General features: G+C 29.3%; 18 protein-coding genes. 4 read left to right on the forward strand and 14 right to left on the reverse strand.

Annotation, left to right across the window (positions count from 1 at the left end):
* The 11 genes from HW119_RS11650 to truA all read right to left on the reverse strand — a co-directional run bounded on the left by HW119_RS11650 (position 1) and on the right by truA (position 11,712).
* Positions 1 to 1,071, reverse strand: coding sequence for an adenylosuccinate synthetase (locus HW119_RS11650; RefSeq protein WP_177764583.1), 1,071 nt, complete (start codon positions 1,069 to 1,071; stop codon positions 1 to 3).
* A gap of 1 nt (position 1,072) precedes the next feature.
* Entirely contained in the window at positions 1,073 to 1,930 is an 858-nt protein-coding gene (locus HW119_RS11655; protein ID WP_177764586.1) for a hypothetical protein, read from the reverse strand.
* A gap of 2 nt (positions 1,931 to 1,932) precedes the next feature.
* Positions 1,933 to 2,268 (reverse strand): hypothetical protein, encoded by a 336-nt coding sequence (locus tag HW119_RS11660; protein ID WP_177764588.1) that lies wholly within the window; start codon positions 2,266 to 2,268, stop codon positions 1,933 to 1,935.
* Positions 2,269 to 2,636: 368 nt separating this feature from the next.
* The gene (locus HW119_RS11665; protein WP_177764590.1) at positions 2,637 to 3,365 is read right to left on the reverse strand and encodes a DUF4197 domain-containing protein; all 729 of its coding nucleotides are present in this window, start codon (positions 3,363 to 3,365) and stop codon (positions 2,637 to 2,639) included.
* Positions 3,366 to 3,406: 41 nt separating this feature from the next.
* Positions 3,407 to 5,062, reverse strand: a complete 1,656-nt coding sequence (gene menD / locus HW119_RS11670; protein WP_177764592.1) for a 2-succinyl-5-enolpyruvyl-6-hydroxy-3-cyclohexene-1-carboxylic-acid synthase — start codon at positions 5,060 to 5,062, stop codon at positions 3,407 to 3,409.
* 48 nt (positions 5,063 to 5,110) lie between these two features.
* Positions 5,111 to 5,704 carry a glutathione peroxidase gene (locus HW119_RS11675; RefSeq protein ID WP_177764594.1) on the reverse strand — a complete coding sequence of 198 codons (594 nt, stop codon included), beginning with the start codon at positions 5,702 to 5,704 and terminating at the stop codon, positions 5,111 to 5,113.
* Positions 5,705 to 5,817: 113 nt separating this feature from the next.
* Positions 5,818 to 6,273 (reverse strand): hypothetical protein, encoded by a 456-nt coding sequence (locus HW119_RS11680; RefSeq protein WP_177764596.1) that lies wholly within the window; start codon positions 6,271 to 6,273, stop codon positions 5,818 to 5,820.
* A gap of 3 nt (positions 6,274 to 6,276) precedes the next feature.
* Entirely contained in the window at positions 6,277 to 7,578 is a 1,302-nt protein-coding gene (locus HW119_RS11685) for a serine hydrolase domain-containing protein (RefSeq protein WP_177764599.1), read from the reverse strand.
* Positions 7,579 to 7,677: 99 nt separating this feature from the next.
* Positions 7,678 to 9,069, reverse strand: coding sequence for a dihydrolipoyl dehydrogenase (gene lpdA / locus HW119_RS11690; protein ID WP_177764601.1), 1,392 nt, complete (start codon positions 9,067 to 9,069; stop codon positions 7,678 to 7,680).
* Between the two features lie 160 nt (positions 9,070 to 9,229).
* A complete protein-coding gene (locus HW119_RS11695; RefSeq protein ID WP_177764603.1) occupies positions 9,230 to 10,978 on the reverse strand; it encodes an ABC transporter ATP-binding protein in 1,749 nt (582 codons plus the stop codon).
* On the reverse strand, positions 10,978 to 11,712 hold the full coding sequence (truA, locus tag HW119_RS11700; RefSeq protein WP_177764604.1) for a tRNA pseudouridine(38-40) synthase TruA: 735 nt from the start codon (positions 11,710 to 11,712) through the stop codon (positions 10,978 to 10,980). Before truA ends, HW119_RS11695 begins: the two co-directional genes overlap by 1 nt.
* Before the next feature lie 79 nt (positions 11,713 to 11,791).
* Between truA and HW119_RS11705 the strand changes: the two genes are divergently transcribed.
* The 4 genes from HW119_RS11705 to HW119_RS11720 are packed head-to-tail and all read left to right on the forward strand — an operon-like array spanning position 11,792 to position 15,132.
* Positions 11,792 to 13,063, forward strand: a complete 1,272-nt coding sequence (locus HW119_RS11705) for a M64 family metallopeptidase (RefSeq protein WP_177764606.1) — start codon at positions 11,792 to 11,794, stop codon at positions 13,061 to 13,063.
* On the forward strand, positions 13,060 to 13,566 hold the full coding sequence (locus tag HW119_RS11710; protein WP_177766637.1) for a metallophosphoesterase family protein: 507 nt from the start codon (positions 13,060 to 13,062) through the stop codon (positions 13,564 to 13,566). The genes HW119_RS11705 and HW119_RS11710 overlap by 4 nt, the downstream gene beginning before the upstream one ends.
* Before the next feature lie 3 nt (positions 13,567 to 13,569).
* Complete coding sequence (locus HW119_RS11715; RefSeq protein ID WP_177764608.1) at positions 13,570 to 14,463, forward strand: bestrophin family protein; 894 nt, start codon at positions 13,570 to 13,572, stop codon at positions 14,461 to 14,463.
* Between the two features lie 6 nt (positions 14,464 to 14,469).
* Positions 14,470 to 15,132: a DUF2461 domain-containing protein gene (locus HW119_RS11720; protein WP_177764610.1), complete on the forward strand. Its 663-nt coding sequence runs from the start codon at positions 14,470 to 14,472 to the stop codon at positions 15,130 to 15,132.
* 166 nt (positions 15,133 to 15,298) lie between these two features.
* On the opposite strand, the gene HW119_RS11725 is transcribed toward HW119_RS11720, so the two are convergent.
* The 3 genes from HW119_RS11725 to HW119_RS11735 form a co-directional block, all read right to left on the reverse strand.
* Entirely contained in the window at positions 15,299 to 15,982 is a 684-nt protein-coding gene (locus tag HW119_RS11725) for a LytR/AlgR family response regulator transcription factor (RefSeq protein ID WP_177764612.1), read from the reverse strand.
* Positions 15,979 to 17,022, reverse strand: coding sequence for a sensor histidine kinase (locus HW119_RS11730; RefSeq protein ID WP_177764614.1), 1,044 nt, complete (start codon positions 17,020 to 17,022; stop codon positions 15,979 to 15,981). Before HW119_RS11730 ends, HW119_RS11725 begins: the two co-directional genes overlap by 4 nt.
* Before the next feature lie 370 nt (positions 17,023 to 17,392).
* A complete protein-coding gene (locus HW119_RS11735) occupies positions 17,393 to 19,603 on the reverse strand; it encodes an FUSC family protein (protein ID WP_177764616.1) in 2,211 nt (736 codons plus the stop codon).
* Between the last annotated feature and the right edge of the window lie 74 nt (positions 19,604 to 19,677).

Raw genomic sequence — 19,677 nt, forward strand, 5'->3', positions numbered from 1 at the left:
TTATAATAATATTTTAAAATCTTTAGAATAAGGTGAATATGAACCTATGATTGAATCAAAGTTGATTTTGATTTTTTTTGAATCGAAAGGAATATCCAATTGGTCTAAACAGGTTACAACTAAATTTTTTTTGGAATATAAATTATAAGCACCATCAATAATTAACGCATAATTTAATAATTCATAATCTAAATTTCCTATTCGTAATCCTTTCTGAAAATCGTTATAAATACAAGTTTCTTCTTGATTGTTTTTTAGAGTCAGATTTGTTTCATTGCTCATCCAACCGTTTCCATGTCTTGTAGAATATATTCGTGTAACATAAAAAATCTCAATATCTTTGATTTTTAATAGATTGCAAATCGTTATTGCATTTTTAGAAGTTGTATTTGAATACGTAACATTCGGAAAAATTCCATGATCCATATCTAATAAAATTCCTTGACTACCTTCAAAAATCAAATGGTTATAATTTAATAAAAAAGTATAATCTTTTATGTTCCATTCTAATTTTTCAATAGCATAAAGAAAAAATTCTAGTTCTTCTTTAATTTCTTCAGAATTGTCTAAACCGTAATAGTTTGAAATGCTTTTTAATTTTTCGATTAACATTGATTTCGGTCCAATTAAATCTGTAGCAAAAAGTTTAAATGGACTTTCATTACGTTTCATAGTTGTTCCAATTCCTTTACCGCAAGTACCATCCTCAATATTTTTTTTATTTTTTCTATTGTAATAAATATCAAAAGGTGTAGTCACTTTTGCTAACGGATGTATAAACATTTTAGTATTTCCGTTAAGTTTTTCAAGTTCCTCTTTTTCATTAAGCATGTAAATCGGATAAAAAGTGCAGAATTCGCTAATATATGAAGGTAAACCTCTAAGTGCACCACTACAAAAACTAGAATGAATGTGTTTTTTGTTTTCAATCATCACGGTGTGCGCAGCTTGTTGACCACCTGAAAATCTAATTACAATTGCTTCTTTTTTTTGTGAAGCTAAATAATCTGTTGTAATTCCTTTTCCTTCATCTCCGAATCCTAAACCAATTACAATTTGGGCTTTTTTCATTTTATAACATTTCGATATTATTTAAATCTCCTAAATTTTGTTCTGAAATGTGATTGATATTTTTGAATTTGTTGCAAATGATTTTAGTGATAACATTTGGAATTTCCTTATGATTTTCGATGGCAATACAATTTTCACCTAAAAGATTTTTCCATTCAATATTAGCTTCTATTGCTTGATTTGAGTGCAAAACATTAATATGATAAACATCGTATCGTTTTTTCGCTTCATTTAATAAATCTTTATGTGTATAACTTTTTTCGCCACTTCCCATTATTTCTCTTATCGCAATTGCAGGTAAACTGGTTAAGCAAGGTTCATCTCCGATTGTAAATAAAATTCCTTTTTGATTACGCTTATCAAATGCATCTGTTTTGGTATGAAAAGCTGCAAAATACCAAGCAAGTAAATAACTTTCGCCAGCGTTACCTCCACCCCCAGATTCAATATAGCTTCTTGTTAACCACATATCTAATTCTTGGTCTCCTGATTCGAATTGACCAATTTGTAAAGGATAATTATCACATTCATGATCACCGATTCCTATAAATAAAAGGGTGGCATCAGGTACACCTCCTTCAATAATACCAGACATTAGTTTAGGTAGATCTTCTTTTATTAATTCATGTGGAATATGGCCCATGCTTCCAGTTACATCTAAACCTAAGATAATTGGAAAAGAATTTGGATGCGATTCCGAATCGCATGCTTCTCTATATTTAACTCCTTTTGGAATCATTGATTCATGAGCTCTTCTTTTTGCATTTTGTGTAAAAATTTCATTTGCGGATTTTGTATTAAAACCTGCACTTTTTGCTCGAGCAGAACGAGCATCAAAATCATATTTTGAACTTCCCATCTTTAAAACTTTTTACCAAATAAATATTCAAATCTTTTTTTTGCAATTTCAAACTGGATAGACAGGTTCCTAAGTGTTAATGAAATTTCTAAATCTTTTTGTACAAATGTTTCGCAATCAAAATCAGCAAAGGTTAAGCTGTTTTTATCCAAAGGACTTATGTCAATTAATCCTTCTTGTTCACGTTCCAATCGTTTAATTTTTAGTTCTAAATCCTCTACTTTTCTTCTATAAATTAATTCAGAATCCTCTCCAATAGCAGTTGCTCTATCAGCTCTTATCTGATCATTGTTTCTCTTTAGAGATTCAATAAAACGTGGTTTTAAATCGTTATCCATATTTTTTTTATATAAAAATAAAGAACTTTTTTTATAAATAAAAAAAGAATTAAGAAATTGGGTTAATAAATTAAAAATTAATTATCTGAATTTATTCCGAATCTAAAGCACAAGAACTTGCAGATGTATTAACATTAAAAATGATTTCAGAAATTAAAAAAAATGCTGGATTGTAATTTTGACTTTTTTTTAGAATTTAACTCTAAAACTTGAAATTTTGATATTATTAAACAATATTGTCCTTGAAATCGAAAAGGATTGATGAAAATCAATCCTTTTCTTTTACTTTGCAACTAATCCTAGTTATATGAAATCTGCAAGTAATTTCAAAAATAACAAATTATTTTTAACCTAAATGTTAAATTTTGCTATTTTTTATCTTGCATTGCAAAAACAGATTTTAACAAATTTGTAGATCTTGAATTTATGTTTGTTCTAATATCAACTTCTTCTTTTCCGATCATGGTGAAAACACCGTCTAAAGCTTCGTTAGTAACGTAATCTGTTAAATCTGGATTAACTTTTTGAACCATCGGTAAAGTGTTGTATGTTGTGATAATTTCTTTCCAAACTTTATCAGCACCCACTTTATTGAATGAAGATTTTATAATTGGATTAAATTTTCCATATAATGATTTTGTTGTCGATTTTTGTAAATATTGAGTTGCTGCGTTATTTCCACCCATTAAAATATTTTTTGCATCCGTGATGGTCATGTCTTTGATAGCATCAACAAAAATTGGAGTTGCTTCTTTTACTGCTACGCTTGCTGCATTATTCATCGCTTTGATTCCTTCGTCTGCTAAACTACCTAAACCAGCTGCTCGCAAAGCTTTTTCAACTTTTTGAAGTTCTTGAGGAACTGGTATTTTAACTAAAGAATTGTTGTAAAATCCATTGGTCTTAGTTAAATTAACTACTTGTTTTGAAATTCCTAATTCTAAAGCTTCTTTTAACGCATTTGCTATTTGAGTTTGACCAATTGCTCCATTTTGAGTTTGACCTTGCATTTCATTTAATTGTTTTGTTGCTTGTTGTAACTCTGCACAACTTGATAAAAACATAATGCTTAAGACAGGTAATATTATTTTTTTCATGATTTCTTTTTTTTAAAATAGTTTCTAACCAAAAACTATACCTAATAATTAAAAGAGTTAAAGTATTGTTTTAGAATGTTTTGATTTATTTTTGTTGGAGTAAAAATCTCTAAAATAGTTTTGTTTTTCTTTTCGAAAAAAGATTTTAATTTTGTTTTTAAGTCATTTTCATTAGAAATTGTTTCATAATCAAAACGATACATCTTTGCTAAATGTTCAGCCGTTAAACAATGTTCAGTTTCAAAAAACGTATTAAAAACAGGAGTTTCGTTATGTCCAGGAAGGATTCTAAAGATACCTCCACCGCCATTATTTAGTAATATGATTTTAAAATTTTCAGGAATGTAATTATTCCAAAGTGCATTGCTATCATATAGAAAACTAATATCACCGGTTATCAAAACAGTCGGTTTTTTATTAGTTACCGCTGCTCCAATTGCTGTTGAGGTTGATCCGTCAATTCCGCTTGTTCCTCGATTACAAAACACATCGATATCTTTTGGAGTTCTAAATAATTGTGCGTATCTAATGGCAGAACTATTACTGATTTGTAGTAGAATGTTATCTGGAAATTGTTTCCAAATGTAATCAAAAACCATAAAATCTGAATATGGAATTTCTTTTACATATTTTTCATGACCAATTGCTCGATTTTTCATAATGTTTTGAATCGAAAAATTATATGTACTTGATGCAAAGTTTGAATCATCATAAACCGCTTTAAAAAAAGTTTGCGGTTGACATTCTAATTTATTCGTCAAAGATTGAAAAGTATCATAAGCTCTAAGTTCATCAACATGCCAATGTGCTTTTGGTTTGTATTTTCTTAATAAAGCTTTGATGCGTTTAGACACTATCATTCCACCTATTGTAATCAATAATTCCGGTTGAAAATTTAAATAATCATCTTCAGAAAATGTTGTAATTAAGGTGTCGATATTTGAAACAAAATTGGGATGATGAACATTTGAAGTAATTTCGGTCATCACAACCACAGAAGGATCATTTCCTAATTTTTGAATAATTTCTTCACTTAATAAATCAGGATTTTGAACGCCTATCAAAACTAATTTTTTCTTTGTATTTTGAAAAACTTCACGATATAAATTGAAATCGATTACTGGTTTACGTTCTGGTTTGTAATTTACAATATGCGATTCGTAAGTTGGTTCATCAATTGTGTTATACAAAGGTTCTTCAAAAGGTGCATTGATATGAACAGGTCCTTTTTGCGAATATGAAATTTGAATAGCTTCTTGAATCAACAAATCATTTTTAGAAGAAGCTTGGTCTTCTAAATTTGCATTAAACAACGAGTGGTTTTCAAAAACATTTCGTTGTCTAATTGTTTGTCCATCGCCAATATCGATTTTGCTGGTTGGGCGATCTGCAGAAATTACAATTAAAGGAATTTGACTATAAAAAGCCTCAGCAATTGCTGGATAATAATTTAATAAAGCTGAGCCCGAAGTACAAACTAAAACAGCAGGTTCGTGATTTTGTTGAGCAATTCCTAAAGCAAAAAAAGCAGCACAACGTTCATCGACAATGCTGTAACAATTAAAAAAAGGATCGATAGAAAATCCGATGGTTAACGGAGCATTTCTCGATCCTGGTGATATGATTATATTTTTTAGACCTTTGGCTTTGCAGATTTGTAAAATACTTTGAGCTAAAGGAATTTCAGGATATTTCATTTGATCTTTATTTGATACTCAAAGATACAAACAAACCTGATATTTACTTTAAGAATTACTTCCTTTTATCCAATTTTTAATTTCATTGTCATTTGGCAAAATTCGTGGACCGAAAACACGTTCCAATTCACCATTTTCATTGATTAAGAATTTTTGAAAATTCCATTCTACGTCAAAATCTCCCAAACCATTTTTTGACTTTTCAGTCAAGAACTTATAAACTTCATTTTTGTTTTTTCCTTTGACTTCAATTTTTTCCATCATCGGGAAAGTTACACCATAATTTTTCTGACAAAATGTTGCAATTTCTTGATTAGAACCAGGATCTTGTCCCATAAAATCGTTTGAAGGAAAACCAATTATTACAAAATTTTGATCTTTGAATTCAGAATATAAACTTTGTAATTGTTCAAATTGTGGTGTTAAACCACATTCCGAAGCTGTGTTTACAATCATTACTTTTTTTCCTTTTAGGGAAGCTAAATCAAAATCATTTCCTTGAATGTCTTTTACTTTGAATTGATAAATATTTTCTTTATTCATTTTTTCTGCCTGATTAGAAGTTGGTTTTGGAGTTAACTCTTTGTTCATGTTTGAACAACTTAAAATAAGTAAACTTCCTAAAATTAGTAGTGATTTCATTTTTTTGTTTTTATAAAGTTAGATAAAAAACTATTCTCTGCAGAATATAAAAGTGTTAATATTATATCAAAAAAAATTGAGCGTTTTTTTTTTTTTTTAAATAACTGAATATTTCAATTTTGAAAATATAATTTTTCATTTGAATTTGAAATTTCATTTTTATTAATAGGTGTAAAATAGAATAACGAATCAGGGAATTGAATACTTCCATTTGCATAGAATGGAATTTGTGCATAATACGAAACCATTCCGTTTCCCAATTTTAAGCCATTTTTAGTTTTTAAAACTGCAAATGGTTTTGTGAATTTTGAATTTCTTCGAGAAATATATTTGAATCTTCCTTTTAAAGTATCTCCAATAATTTCACCAGAAACATCTCCTAAATCATAAGTTTTATCTGCATATCGAATTAAATGTTTTCCATAAAATTGGTTGTCAAATTCAGATAATTTTAAATAAGCGGTATCTTTTTTGTCGAAAGAAACAGCTCGGTAATATTTTTCTTCTTCATTTTGATTATTACAAGAACAAAGTAAAAAAAGGAATAAAATAAAAGGTACTGGTTTCAAAACTTATTTTTTACTTTTGTTATAAAATGTGTATGTTTCATCATTTTCAATAAAAATCATTTTGTTTTCTTCAGGCACAAATTCAACTTGAACATGATATTTAAATGTTTTTTCTGAAGTTGGTTGTAATGGAAATGAAATTTGCCCTTCAGCTTGACCTTCTCCAAATAAATCTCCATTTTCATTAAATATTTTAATAGGAAATGGGTAATTTTCACATTCATAAATTCCTACATATTTATTTAAAATAGCATCATTTAAATAAATTGGATACGGAATTTTAGCATCGTATAAACTATTTATAATTCCTACGTAAAAATCACTTTTACTATTTCTATTACCGTTGATGTTTATTGCGATTGAAGTTTTATCTTTTTCATTATATCCCAGAAATGTATGACTTCCAAAACTATCTCCACCATGTCCTAAAAAAATATTTTCATAATAAGGTGTTGCATACATACCTAATCCAAAAAATATATTTCCTTTTGGTTTCATCATCTCAACTGATTTTTGACTTATGATTTTTCCGTCAAACAAAGCATTTATAAAGATATTTAAATCGTTTGTAGAAGCTGTTATATCTCCGAAACCTAAAGAATTGATATAAAATTTCTCATTTTCTAAAATCCATTTTCCATTTTTATATTTTAAAGATGGATATACATTTTTACGTTCTGCAGTTCCTGCTTTTAAGGTTTTTAGATTTAGCGGTTTTGTTATGTTTTGTTCAATAATTTCTGAATAAGGTAAGTTATACTTTTTTTCTAAAATTTGACCTAATAAAAAATAGGCTGAATTTGAATAGGATAAATCAGTTCCAGGTTCAAATAATAAATCTTCGATTACGATATTTTGTAAAATTTCGTCTTTTGAATATTCTCGATATTGTAGCCAAAATGGGTCTTTTCCTCTAAAATTAACATCTCCCAAACCACTGGTGTGACTCAACATTTGTTCAATAGTAATTTTATTACTTTGTTTGATTTCAGGAAAATAATTTATTAGTGAATCATTTAAACTTAATTTTTCTTCTTCGATTAATTTAAAAATTAAAGTAGCTGTAATCAATTTAGTTACAGAAGCAATTCGATATGAATCATTAGAACGATTCATTTCGTTATTTCCAAATTTACGTTGGTAGATTTCTTTACCGTTTTGATAAATAGAAACGTTACCAATAGCACGGTCATTAATTTCTATAAATTCAATAAACGCATCTGTTTTTCTCAAATTGAAAGTTTGCGAAAAAGTTGTTAATACAAATGAAATAAAGAAAATTAAAGTATAGATATTTTTTTTCATAACAGAATTTAGTTGGTTCGGAAGATACAAAATATTGAATAAAAAAAATCAGCAATAATAGATATTACTGCTGATTTATATTTATAATTTTTGTGATTCTTATAAGTGAATAACTTCACCGTAAGCTTCTGCAACTGCTTCCATAACAGCTTCAGACATGGTAGGGTGAGGGTGAACTGCTTTTAAGATTTCGTGTCCTGTAGTTTCTAATTTACGAGCTACAACTGCTTCAGCAATCATATCTGTAACACCAGCACCAATCATGTGGCAACCTAACCATTCGCCATATTTAGCATCGAAAATAACTTTTACAAATCCGTCTGGAGTTCCAGCGGCTTTCGCTTTTCCTGATGCAGAGAATGGGAATTTTCCTACTTTAATTTCATATCCAGCTTCTTTAGCTTTTTTCTCTGTCATACCAACAGAAGCAATTTCTGGAGTTGCATAGGTACAACCTGGAATGTTTCCGTAATCTAAAGGTTCAACATGTAAACCAGCGATTTTCTCAACACATAAAATTCCTTCAGCAGAAGCAACGTGTGCTAAAGCTTGTCCAGGAACAACATCTCCAATTGCGTAATAACCTGGAATATTTGTTTGGTAGAAATCGTTAACTAAGATTTTATCTCTATCTGTAGCGATTCCTGTTTCTTCTAAACCAATATTTTCGATGTTAGATTTAATTCCAACAGCAGATAATAAAACATCAGCTTCTAAAATTTCTTCACCTTTAGCTGTTTTAACGAAAGCTTTAACGCCTTCACCAGTTGTGTCAACTTTTTCAACAGATGAATTTGTCATGATTTTAATTCCAGATTTCTTTAAAGAACGCTCGAATTGTTTAGAGATATCTTCGTCTTCAACCGGAACGATGTTTGGCATAAACTCAACAATCGTAACATCTGTTCCCATTGAATTATAGAAATGAGCAAACTCAACACCGATAGCTCCAGAACCAACCACAATCATTTTCTTTGGTTGTTCAGCTAAAGTCATTGCTTGGCGGTAACCAATTACTTTTTTCCCATCTTGAGGTAAATTAGGTAATTCGCGAGAACGTGCACCAGTTGCAATAATAATATGGTCAGCAGCTAATTCGATAACCGAACCATCAGCTTTAGTTACATCAACTTTTTTACCTGGTTTTACTTTTCCAAAACCGTCGATAACTTCGATTTTATTTTTTTTCATTAAGAATTGAACTCCTTTGCTCATTCCTTCAGCAACTCCACGAGAACGTGCAATTACTGCGTTAAAATCTTTATCAACTTCACCAGAAATTGTTAAACCATAATCAGAAGCGTGTTTTAAATAATCAAAAACTTGAGCTGATTTTAATAATGCTTTTGTAGGAATACATCCCCAGTTTAAGCAAATTCCACCTAAATTTTCTTTTTCAACAACAGCAACTTTAAAGCCTAATTGAGAAGCTCTAATTGCAGTTACATAACCTCCAGGGCCACTTCCTAATACAATAATATCGAATTTCATATATAAATTTTCAGTATGATTTTGAGTTGTCTAAAATAATCAAAATATTTAATAGATTATTATATTGTCAATAAAAACTTTATAATTTATCTATTAATTAATAATCTTAAATGTTATGATTCGTTTTATTAAAAGATTGTTAGTTGAAAAAGAAATCTACTTAATAATTTACGGCATATTGTGATTCGTACAAACCTTTATAATATCCGTTTTCAAATTCTATTAATTCAGCGTGAGTTCCTTGTTCTACAATTTCGCCTTGGTCCATAACAATGATATGGTCTGCATTAACAATCGTAGCTAAACGGTGTGCGATAACAATCGAAGTTCTATCTTTGGTTAACGTACCAATTGCATTCTGAATCAATTCTTCTGAATACGTATCGATTGATGAAGTTGCTTCATCTAAAATTAAAATACTTGGTTTACTTACATAAGCACGTAAGAATGCAATTAATTGACGTTGCCCAGATGATAACATCGCGCCGCGTTCTTTTACATTATATTGATAGCCTTCTGGAAGTGTTTGAATAAAATCGTGAACGCCGATAATTTTTGCTGCTTCATAAACTTCTTCTTCCGTAATATTCGGATTATTAAGTGTGATGTTGTTGTAAATGGTATCGCTAAACAAAAATACATCCTGAAGTACAACCGCAATTTGCGAACGTAAACTATTTAATGTAAAATCATTTATATTTTGATTATCGATGCAAATGGTTCCTTTTTGGATTTCATAAAAACGACTCAATAGATTTATAATAGTCGATTTTCCTGCTCCCGAACCACCAACAATTGCAATGGTTTTTCCTGCTTCGACAGAAAGATTAATTCCTTTTAAAACTTCAGTTCCTTTGATGTAACTAAAATGAATATCTTTCATATCGATTTTTCCTCTAAAAGTAGGCGCTATTTGTTTTCCTTCTTCTTGGATTAAATCGGTTGCATCCATAATTTCAAAAACACGGTCGGCTGCAATAATTCCCATTTGCATGACATTAAATTTATCTGCAATTTGTCGTAATGGATTAAATAATAACGGAATCATTGAAATATATCCAAATAAAGCTCCAACCGTAGTAAATTTATCACCACCAACAATACTAAAACCAGCATATAAAATCACAAAACCTAAAGTTAATTGCGAAATAATATCGGCAATAGGGAAGAAGATGGAGTTATACAAAATGTTTTTTTGCCAAGCATCGTTATGTTTTTTATTGATGGCTTCGAATTTTTTATATTCAATTTCTTCGCGGTTAAACAATTGTACGATTTTCATTCCAGTTACACGTTCTTGAACAAATGTATTTAGATTAGCGATTTGCGCTCGAACTTCTTCAAATGCCGTTTTCATGTGTTTTTGGAAGATTCGAGTTGCGTAAACCAAAATTGGCATCGCAAAAATCACGATAATACTCATTTGCCAGTTCATGTAAATCATGATGATTAAAACGACTAACATTTTTAAAACGTCGCCCACAATCATAAATAAACCTTGACTAAAAATACTCGCTATGGATTCGATATCGGAAACATTTCTGGTTACCAATTTTCCAACGGGTTCATTATCGAAATATTTCAATCGAAAACGCAACATTTTATGAAACAATTCTTGGCGGATATCTTTAATAATATTTTGTCCTAACCAACTAGAAATATATGTAAAAGCATATTGTGAAATAATTTCTAACAACAGAACAATTCCCATTAAACTCACAAATAAAAGCAATCCAGTTTGGTCGTGTTTCGAAATGTATTTGTCAACAACCACTTCAATCATATACGGACGAACCGCTGCAAACACCGATAAAGTTATTAAACTAACAACTACCCAATACAATTTAGATTTGTATGGTTTTGCGTATTGTAATACTTTTTTTAAAGTTGTGCTTTTAAATTTTGCCATTATATATAAGGATAGGTCACTTTTGTTAAATATAAGCCGTGTGCAGGTACAGAAAATCCTGCTTTTCCACGATTTTTGCTTTCAATGATGTTACGCATTTCTTCAACTTTAATTTTTTCTAATCCAATATTAATTAAAGTCCCGACAATTGCTCGAACCATGTTTCGTAGAAAACGATTGGCCGAAATTGTAAAAATTAAATTATCGTCTTTTAATTGCCAAAAAGCTTCGGTTAGTGTACAATTAAACGTAAAAACATCGGTATGTGTTTTTGAAAAGCATTCAAAATCTTCATATTCTAAAAGGATTTTCGCAGCTTCGTTCATTTTATCGATGTTTAATTTTCTATAATGATACCAACTCAAATCTTTAGAAAAAACATTTTTTTTAAGATGGATGTGATATTCATAAGTTCTTGCTGTTGCATCAAAACGTGTATGTGCTTCATCTTTAACTTCAAATATCGAAAAAACTGCGATGTCTTCAGGTAAAAAGGAGTTCAATTTGCGAACGATTTCCTGAGGATCAAAAACTGTTTCGGTATCAAAATGTGCATACATTTGTGCAGCGTGAACTCCAGCATCGGTTCTGCCAGCTCCGACCAATTCAAACGAATCTTTTAAAATGATGTTTGTAGCTTTGGTTAAAACTTCTTGCACAGAAATTGCATCGGGTTGCATTTGCCAACCGTGATAATTTGTGCCTTTATATGCGAATTCTATAAAATATCTCAATTTTTGTAATCTTATTTTTCAATTGACAAATATAGTTTAATTTAGCGTGATACTTTATACCTATTCAGAGCAAATTAACATGAAAAAAATCATCTATTTCTATTTTTTATTCTTCGTGATAATTGTAAATGCGCAAAATTTTGATACCTATTTTGAAGATAAGACGCTACGTTTAGATTATATTTTTGCAGGAAATAATAAACAACAATATGCTTTTTTGGATGAATTGATTGCATACAACAAATGGAACGGTAGAAAAGTAAATTTAGATAAATTGCTCTTGCAAGGTAATGGTCAAATTCGAGTTAAAGATTTAAAATCGAATCAAATTATTTATCAGCAAAGTTACAGTACGTTATTTCATGAATGGTTGACTTTAGATGAAGCTAAATCTGAAAATAAAAGTTTTGAAAATACCTTTTTAGTTCCGTTTCCTAAATCTGAAATTTTAGTTGAAGTTATCACTTTTGATGGCAATCGAAACGAAGTCGTTTTGCTAAGCCATCAAGTTAATCCGAACGATATTTTAATTAAGAAATTACCACAAACTCCAGAACTTAAAACGCAAGTTTTACATAAAGCAAAAATCGAAAATCCGATTCGTGTTGCCATTGTAGCAGAAGGTTTTACTGAAGCTGAAATGCCACTTTTTTTGACAAAAGCAAACGATGTGGTTTCCGAATTATTCAAACACAAGGCTTTTAAAGATAATGAAAATGCGTTCAATATTATTGCAGTTGAAACGATATCTGAAGAAAGTGGTGTGAGTAATCCGCATGTAAATGTTTGGAAAAATTCGATTCTTCAATCTAATTTCGGAACTTTTTATTCGGAACGATATTTAACGACTTCAAGAATTAAGAATCTACATAATCAATTAGCTGGAACGGATTACGAACATATTATCATTCTTGCAAATACCGATATTTATGGCGGTGGCGGAATTTTTAACGCGTACACGTTGACTACTTCAAATCATAAAAAATTTGCCCCAGTTGTGGTTCATGAATTCGGTCATAGTTTTGCTGGTTTAGCCGATGAATATTTTTATGAATCGGATGTTTTTGAAAATACAGGAACTTCTAAAATTGAACCTTGGGAACAAAACATTACTTCGTTAGCAAGTTTTGATTTGAAATGGAAAGATATGCTTCAAAAACAAACTCCAATTCCGACAGAAACAAAAGATCTAAAGAAATATCGCATAGGAGTTTTCGAAGGTTTAAAAGGCAATGGATTATATATTCCTTCTCATGATTGCAGAATGAAAACCAACGAAGCTACAGATTTTTGTCCGGTTTGCTCGCGAGCAATCAACCAATTAATTGAATTTTATACAAAACAACAATAATGAAAATTTTATTACTTTCCGATACGCACAGTTATATTGATGACCGAATTATTAGTTATGCACAACAAGCAGATGAGATTTGGCACGCTGGAGATATTGGAGATTTAAAAGTTACCGATGCTTTAAAAAAGATAAAACCTTTACGCGCGGTTTACGGAAATATCGATGATAAAGAAGCTCGCTTAGAATTTCCGCTTAACAATCGATTTATATGTGAAGGAATGGATGTTTGGATTACGCATATTGGCGGTTATCCGGATAAATACAATATTGAAATTCGTGAAGAAATTAAACAAAATCCGCCTCAAATTTTTATTTGCGGACATTCACACATTCTAAAAGTACAATTTGATAAAAAACTAAATTGTTTGCATTTAAATCCTGGTGCTGCCGGAACTCATGGTTTTCATCAAATGCGCTCCATGTTACGTTTTGAAATTAATCAAGGTAAAATATCAAATTTAGAAGTTATTGAATTAGGTTTAAGAGCAAAAATTAAATAATTTATGAAAGTTTACAATACAAAAGATTGGTTGAATATGGTTTTTAGAATCCATAAATCAGATACCATTCAAAAACTTTGGCCAACTGTTTTATTGATGGGATTTTTCTCTTGGGTTGTTGCTTATATAGAAATCGATTATTTAGAATTAACTCAAAATTCAGCACTTAAAAACATGTCCGTTTTGCATGGAGTTATTGGTTTTGTTTTGTCCTTATTATTGGTTTTTAGAACGAACACGGCTTATGACCGTTGGTGGGAAGGTCGAAAATCTTGGGGAAAATTAGTAAATGATTCTCGAAATTTTGCTACAAAAATCGATGTACTTTTACCTGAAGATGATAAAAAAAATCGTTCGTTTTTTGCAAATAAAATCAAAATGTTTGCAAAAGTTCTGCATACGCATTTAACCAACGAATCTACAAAATATATGTTGGATGAAGTAGACCATCCGGAATATGACGAGTATTTAAAAACGCATCATCCGCCTGTTTTTATTGTTGGAAAAATAAGAAAACGCATTCAAGAATTATCTGTTGAAGGAATTATAAAACCTGAAGATAAATTGATTTTAGAAAATTCTCTTGAAGGTTTTATTGATGTTACCGGAAGTTGTGAACGCATCAAGAATACGCCTATTCCGTTTGCTTATGCTTTGTTTTTAAAGAAATTTATCTTTGTTTATGTAATTACCTTACCGATGGGATATGTTTTTACAACAGGTTATTACATTGTACCTTTAGTTATGGTAATTTTTTATGTTTTACTTTCGTTAGAATTGATTGCCGAAGAAATAGAAGATCCGTTTAATGGTGGTTCTGATGATATTCCGACGGAGAAAATGGCTCTTAACATTGGTAAAAACACAAATAATATTTTAATGTCAAATTTTAAATAATACGCTATGAAACAAGAAGTATTTGATTTTTTGAATGATATCGAAAAAAATAATAACCGAGTTTGGTTTGCAGAAAACAAACATCGTTATGAAGATTGTAAAGAAAATATTTTAATTGATTTCAAAAATATTTATAATCTGCTTGCACAAAACGATGCTTTAGAACCTATGAAAGTTTATCGTATTTATAGAGACGTTCGTTTTTCTAAAGATAAGCTTCCTTACAAAACAAATTTTTCGATGTACGCTGGTAGATTACAACCTTTTAATCGAGGCGGTTATTATTTGCAAATTGAACCTGGTAACAAATCATTTGTTGGTGGTGGTTTTTGGGGACCAAATCCAGAAGATTTATTACGTGTTAGACAAGAAATTGCTTTGGATGATGAACTCGAACAAATTTTAAATGAAACTAGTTTTAAAGCTTTTTATGGCGAAATGCAAGGCGAAAGTTTAAAAACAGCTCCAAAAGGATTTGATAAAAATCACGAAAGAATTGATTTGTTGCGCAAAAAACAATTTTTGTTTACCAAATCGTTTAGCGATGAAGAAGTTTTAGCTAAGAATTTTGATGTAAAAGTGATTGAAGCCTTTGAAAAATTACGTCCGTTTTTCGATTATATGACTGACGTTTTATTGACTAATGCTAACGGTGAACGAAATGTATAAAAGAAAAAGCGGAATCATGAAAATGACTCCGCTTTTATAACCAAAAAAAACACTTATGAAAAACTCAAAAATAAATTTATTTCTTTTTGAGCTATACAAAGATAGTAATAATAAATTGTAATTTCCAAATTAATTCAAAGAAAGTCTTTATAATTTATTGTTAAATTTATTTTAATGCTTTTAGAGTTTCTGTTTTATAAGTTTCACCAATAGGAATTGTTACGCTATCTGTCTCAATTTGTTTGTTTTGAATATTTTTTATTCTTTTAATTGGAATGATAAACGACCGATGTACCCGAATAAATTCTTTTGAGGGTAATAATTCTAGTATCGCTTTCATGGACATTCGGGCTACAATTTTTGATTGATTGTCAATATGGATTTGAATATAATCATCAAGACCTTCGATGTATTGAATATCTTTAAGATAGATTTTGTTTAGTTTATAATCTGCTCGAATCATAATAAATGGTTGTTCGTCCTTATTATTGATTAGCTTTTTAATTTTTATCACTTTATCAATGGCTTCTTTAAAACGGTCAAAACTGATTGGTTTCATTACATAATCAATTGCGCTTACATTAAAACCTTCTAAAGCGTACTGGTCATAAGCTGTTGTGAAAATAACCATTATTTTTTTATCCAATGCTTTATAAAAATCAATGCCGTTTTGTTGTGGCATTTCAATGTCTAAGAATAGTAAATCAACTTTATTATTATTTATAAAATCGATAGCTTCAGATTGATTTGTGAACGTTTTTTCAAGAGATATTTCTTCAATTTTGTCACAATGATGTGCTAAAATTTTCAATGCTAATGGTTCATCATCTATGGCAATTGCTTTTATCATTGTAAATTTATTTTTAAATTTAAATTATAAACGTCTTCTGTTTCTTCAATAACCAATTTATGTTTTTCAGGATAAATATAGTTTAGTCTTAAAATGGTGTTTTCAATTCCAGTTTCGGTTTTAGCTTTTTCGTGAACATTATTAACTGTTTTTGAATTGGAAACATTTAAGTTTAAAGAGCCTTCTAAAATTTGAATTTGAATTGAAATAAAAGAATCTTTCTCAGGATTCAATCCATATTTAAAAGCATTTTCGATAAACGGAATTAATATCAAAGGAGCGATTTTATTTTGATTGAAATTTCCTTCTTTAATAAAATTAAAATTTGTCGAATCAACCATGCGTAGTTTTTGTAAATCAATATAATCTTCGATGTATTTCATTTCTTTATTTAATGAAACAAAATCATTTGAACTTTCGGTAACCACATAACGCATAATACTTGAAAGTTTTAAAATGGCATCAGGTGCTTCATCAGATTTTTCTAAAGATAATGCATATAAGCTGTTTAATGTATTAAATAGAAAATGCGGATTTATTTGTGCTTTAAGATACGAAACTTCTGATTTTAATTTTTCATCGTTTATCGCTGACATTTGCATGTTTAAACGAAGTAAAATTGAAATACAAAACGAAATTATAAATTGATATGTATTTCTATCCATTAAAATGCGTACCAATTCCGAATCGTTTTTTCTTCCGCCTTTGAAACCTTTTTTTCGCATTGGAAAATTTTCTGGACGTATTCCGATATCTGGTATTATAAATTCTGGAACTTTTATTACAAAAATGAAAAATAAAATTACAATCGAATAGTAAATGAAATATTTTTTGGTGAAATAAAATTTAGGAATGAAATAAAAATAATTCAAATAAAAAAAAATGACTACTAGGATTGAAGCCGTAAATCTTCGTTGAAAAAAAATGGAATCAAAAATAGATTCGCCTGTTTTAAATTCGTGCGAACCGATGATTGGAATGCAAATTAAAACAATCGAAACAAATATAATTAACGCTAATTGACGTGGCTTGTAAGTCATTTTTATTGTAAAAATAATAAACCTTTTTTTAGTACTAAATCTTTTAACCGAAAATGTTTGATTTTGTATTTATATGAAATTGTGTAAATTAATTTTTATTTTATGAACAAAAAATTGTATATTCGCGAACGAAGTTTCAAAATAGAAATAAATAATATTGAAATTTCGTTTTAAAACCCTTTCTTTTTGAAAGAAATTTAAAAAATAAACTTTTTTAAAATCTAATAAAAAGCATATTTATTGATTTTAAATTTAAATAATTTTAAAAATAATCGCTAAATAGATTATTAATTCTGAACAATTACATGAAACATATATTCATAAAATTGTTATCTCAAAAAAGGTCACTCAAATACATGAGCGACCTTTTTTAGTTTTGAAATTTTTTAGATGTATTTACAATTTGTTCAGAAATATTAATCATCCAAATTAATTGGTCAATAATTAATTGAGATTCTTCCAATCTGCGAATGCGTTCTTCTGGAGATAAATCACTATTTTCTATTTCTTCGCGTCTTAATTTTTTGATTTGTAAAAAACTACCTTCAAATTTTTTTAACTCGTTTTCAGAAATCAAATCATAATGTGCATTTCGATGAATAAATTTATCTGCTAAATCTAAATTGTATAATATTTTATCCATTACAACTCCAAACGCCTGAGAAGCTTCGGTTGTTTGATGTGATTGAATGTATATTCCGACGGATGCAGCTGCTGAAATTAATGTTTGATTTAATACCGTTAATTCATAAACTTCGGCTTTGTTTTTTTGTTTTGATTTTGGTTCTTGATTCATACGTTGAAAAGAAGCCATTAAATTACCAACTTCAATAAACGCATGTTTACGTGCTAATTTATATTCTAATGAAGGTTCACCTTTAACTATATAATATTGTTTAATTGCTTCGACATATTTTCGGTTAGCAACAATACATTTTGATAAGAATTTTTTAACGTGTAAATGTTCCCAAGATGGCCAAATTAATTGTGTTGCTAATAAGGCAAGAATAGCTGCAATTACGGTATCTATAATTCGGAACAATAGCATGTTGTTGTAATCGGGTGTTAAAATTCCGTACATAAAAATGACATACATGGTTAAAAACATAACTCCAATTTTGTAATCAGAATAGGTTAACCAATTTCCAATAATCATTGCAACGAAAGTCAGAATTAATAATACAGTTACATTGTCAACAAAATATAAAGTACTAAATGCAATAATTCCACCTAAAATGGTTCCGGTTACACGGCTTAACGAACGACTTTTAGTTAAACCGTAGTCAGGTTTCATAATTACAACTAAGGTCATTAATATCCAATATTCGTTTTGCAAGGGTAAAATTTTGCCAAGTAAAAAGCCAATTAAAAGCGTTAATGTTAGTCTGGTTGCATGTCTAAACGTAGTTGACGAAAAGTTTAAATTTTCTTTTAATGTTGCAAATCGATAATGTTGAGGAGTTAAGAATTTTTCTAAATCTTTATATTTTCCACGAAGTTCATCTGTATTTACACGACCTTTATAAACGCGTTCAATTCCTTTAATTTTTTCAACTTGACGTTCTGCATAATGTAAAACGTTATTGAATGTTACAATTTCTTCTTGAACGTCAGACCAATTTTGTTTTTTCTGAAATTCATCTAAATGTAATTTGATTGCTTTAATTTGATTTCCTAATGAAACAGGTGAGTGGTATACATTATTTACTTTAATGCTGTAAGATAAAGCATGTAAACTTAGAGCAAAATCTTCTGCTAATTTTTGATATTCTTTAATTAATGAAGGGTCGTCTTTGAATAATTTATGAATGCGATCGTGATCAAATGAGTTTGATGTTGCAATTTCTAAAATCTCGATTAACGATGTAAGTGAAATTAATAACTTTCTATTGTTGGATGAGTTGCTCGTATTTGCATTATTTCGGATAAGAAATTCGCGTATGCTTTCATGATATTCATTTAATTTGATTTGAATCTCAAGTTGTTTTTCTATGATTTTGTTTTTATTGCTATTTGTGTTCCATAACGAAGCTCTTAAATCTAGATATTCGGCAGTCTTTTCGATGCAATTAGCAATTTCTAAAAAAATATATCTTTTAGGTTTAAAAAAATAAAAGAGCAACGAAACAATTAAATATAGAATTCCTCCAGCTAATAATAGTAAGCTGTTTTTAATCAAATCCCAACCTTGATAATCTCTGATAAAGGCTAAACTTACAGTTAACAAACAAACAAATGACATCAAGTTTGCACGATGACCGTAAACCGAAAGCATGGTCGAAAAAAAGATAATAGTAATAAAAACCGGATAAAAAAGAATAGGATACGGTTTAGTTACTCCTAGTAAAAATGTAATTAAAGCAATGCAAAAACTTCCAAGTATTAAACCGTTTATTTTATGTTTTAAACTACTTTGAATGTCAGTTGGCGCATTTAAAATAGCTCCTAAAGAGATAGCAAAAGCAATTGAAAAATTGTCTGGTTCGTGAAAAAAGATAAATGGAATACTACCTGCAACTGCTATTTTTATAGCATCATACAAATGATTATCGCTTATTTTTTTTACTATTTTTTGGTACATAAATTTGTTAAAAAAGTGGTATTTTGAATTATATAATTTCGTTTTTGAAATATATAACAATTATATTTTATAAA

Origin of the sequence: Flavobacterium sp. I3-2, from assembly GCF_013389595.1 — a bacterium.
Lineage (GTDB): Bacteria > Bacteroidota > Bacteroidia > Flavobacteriales > Flavobacteriaceae > Flavobacterium.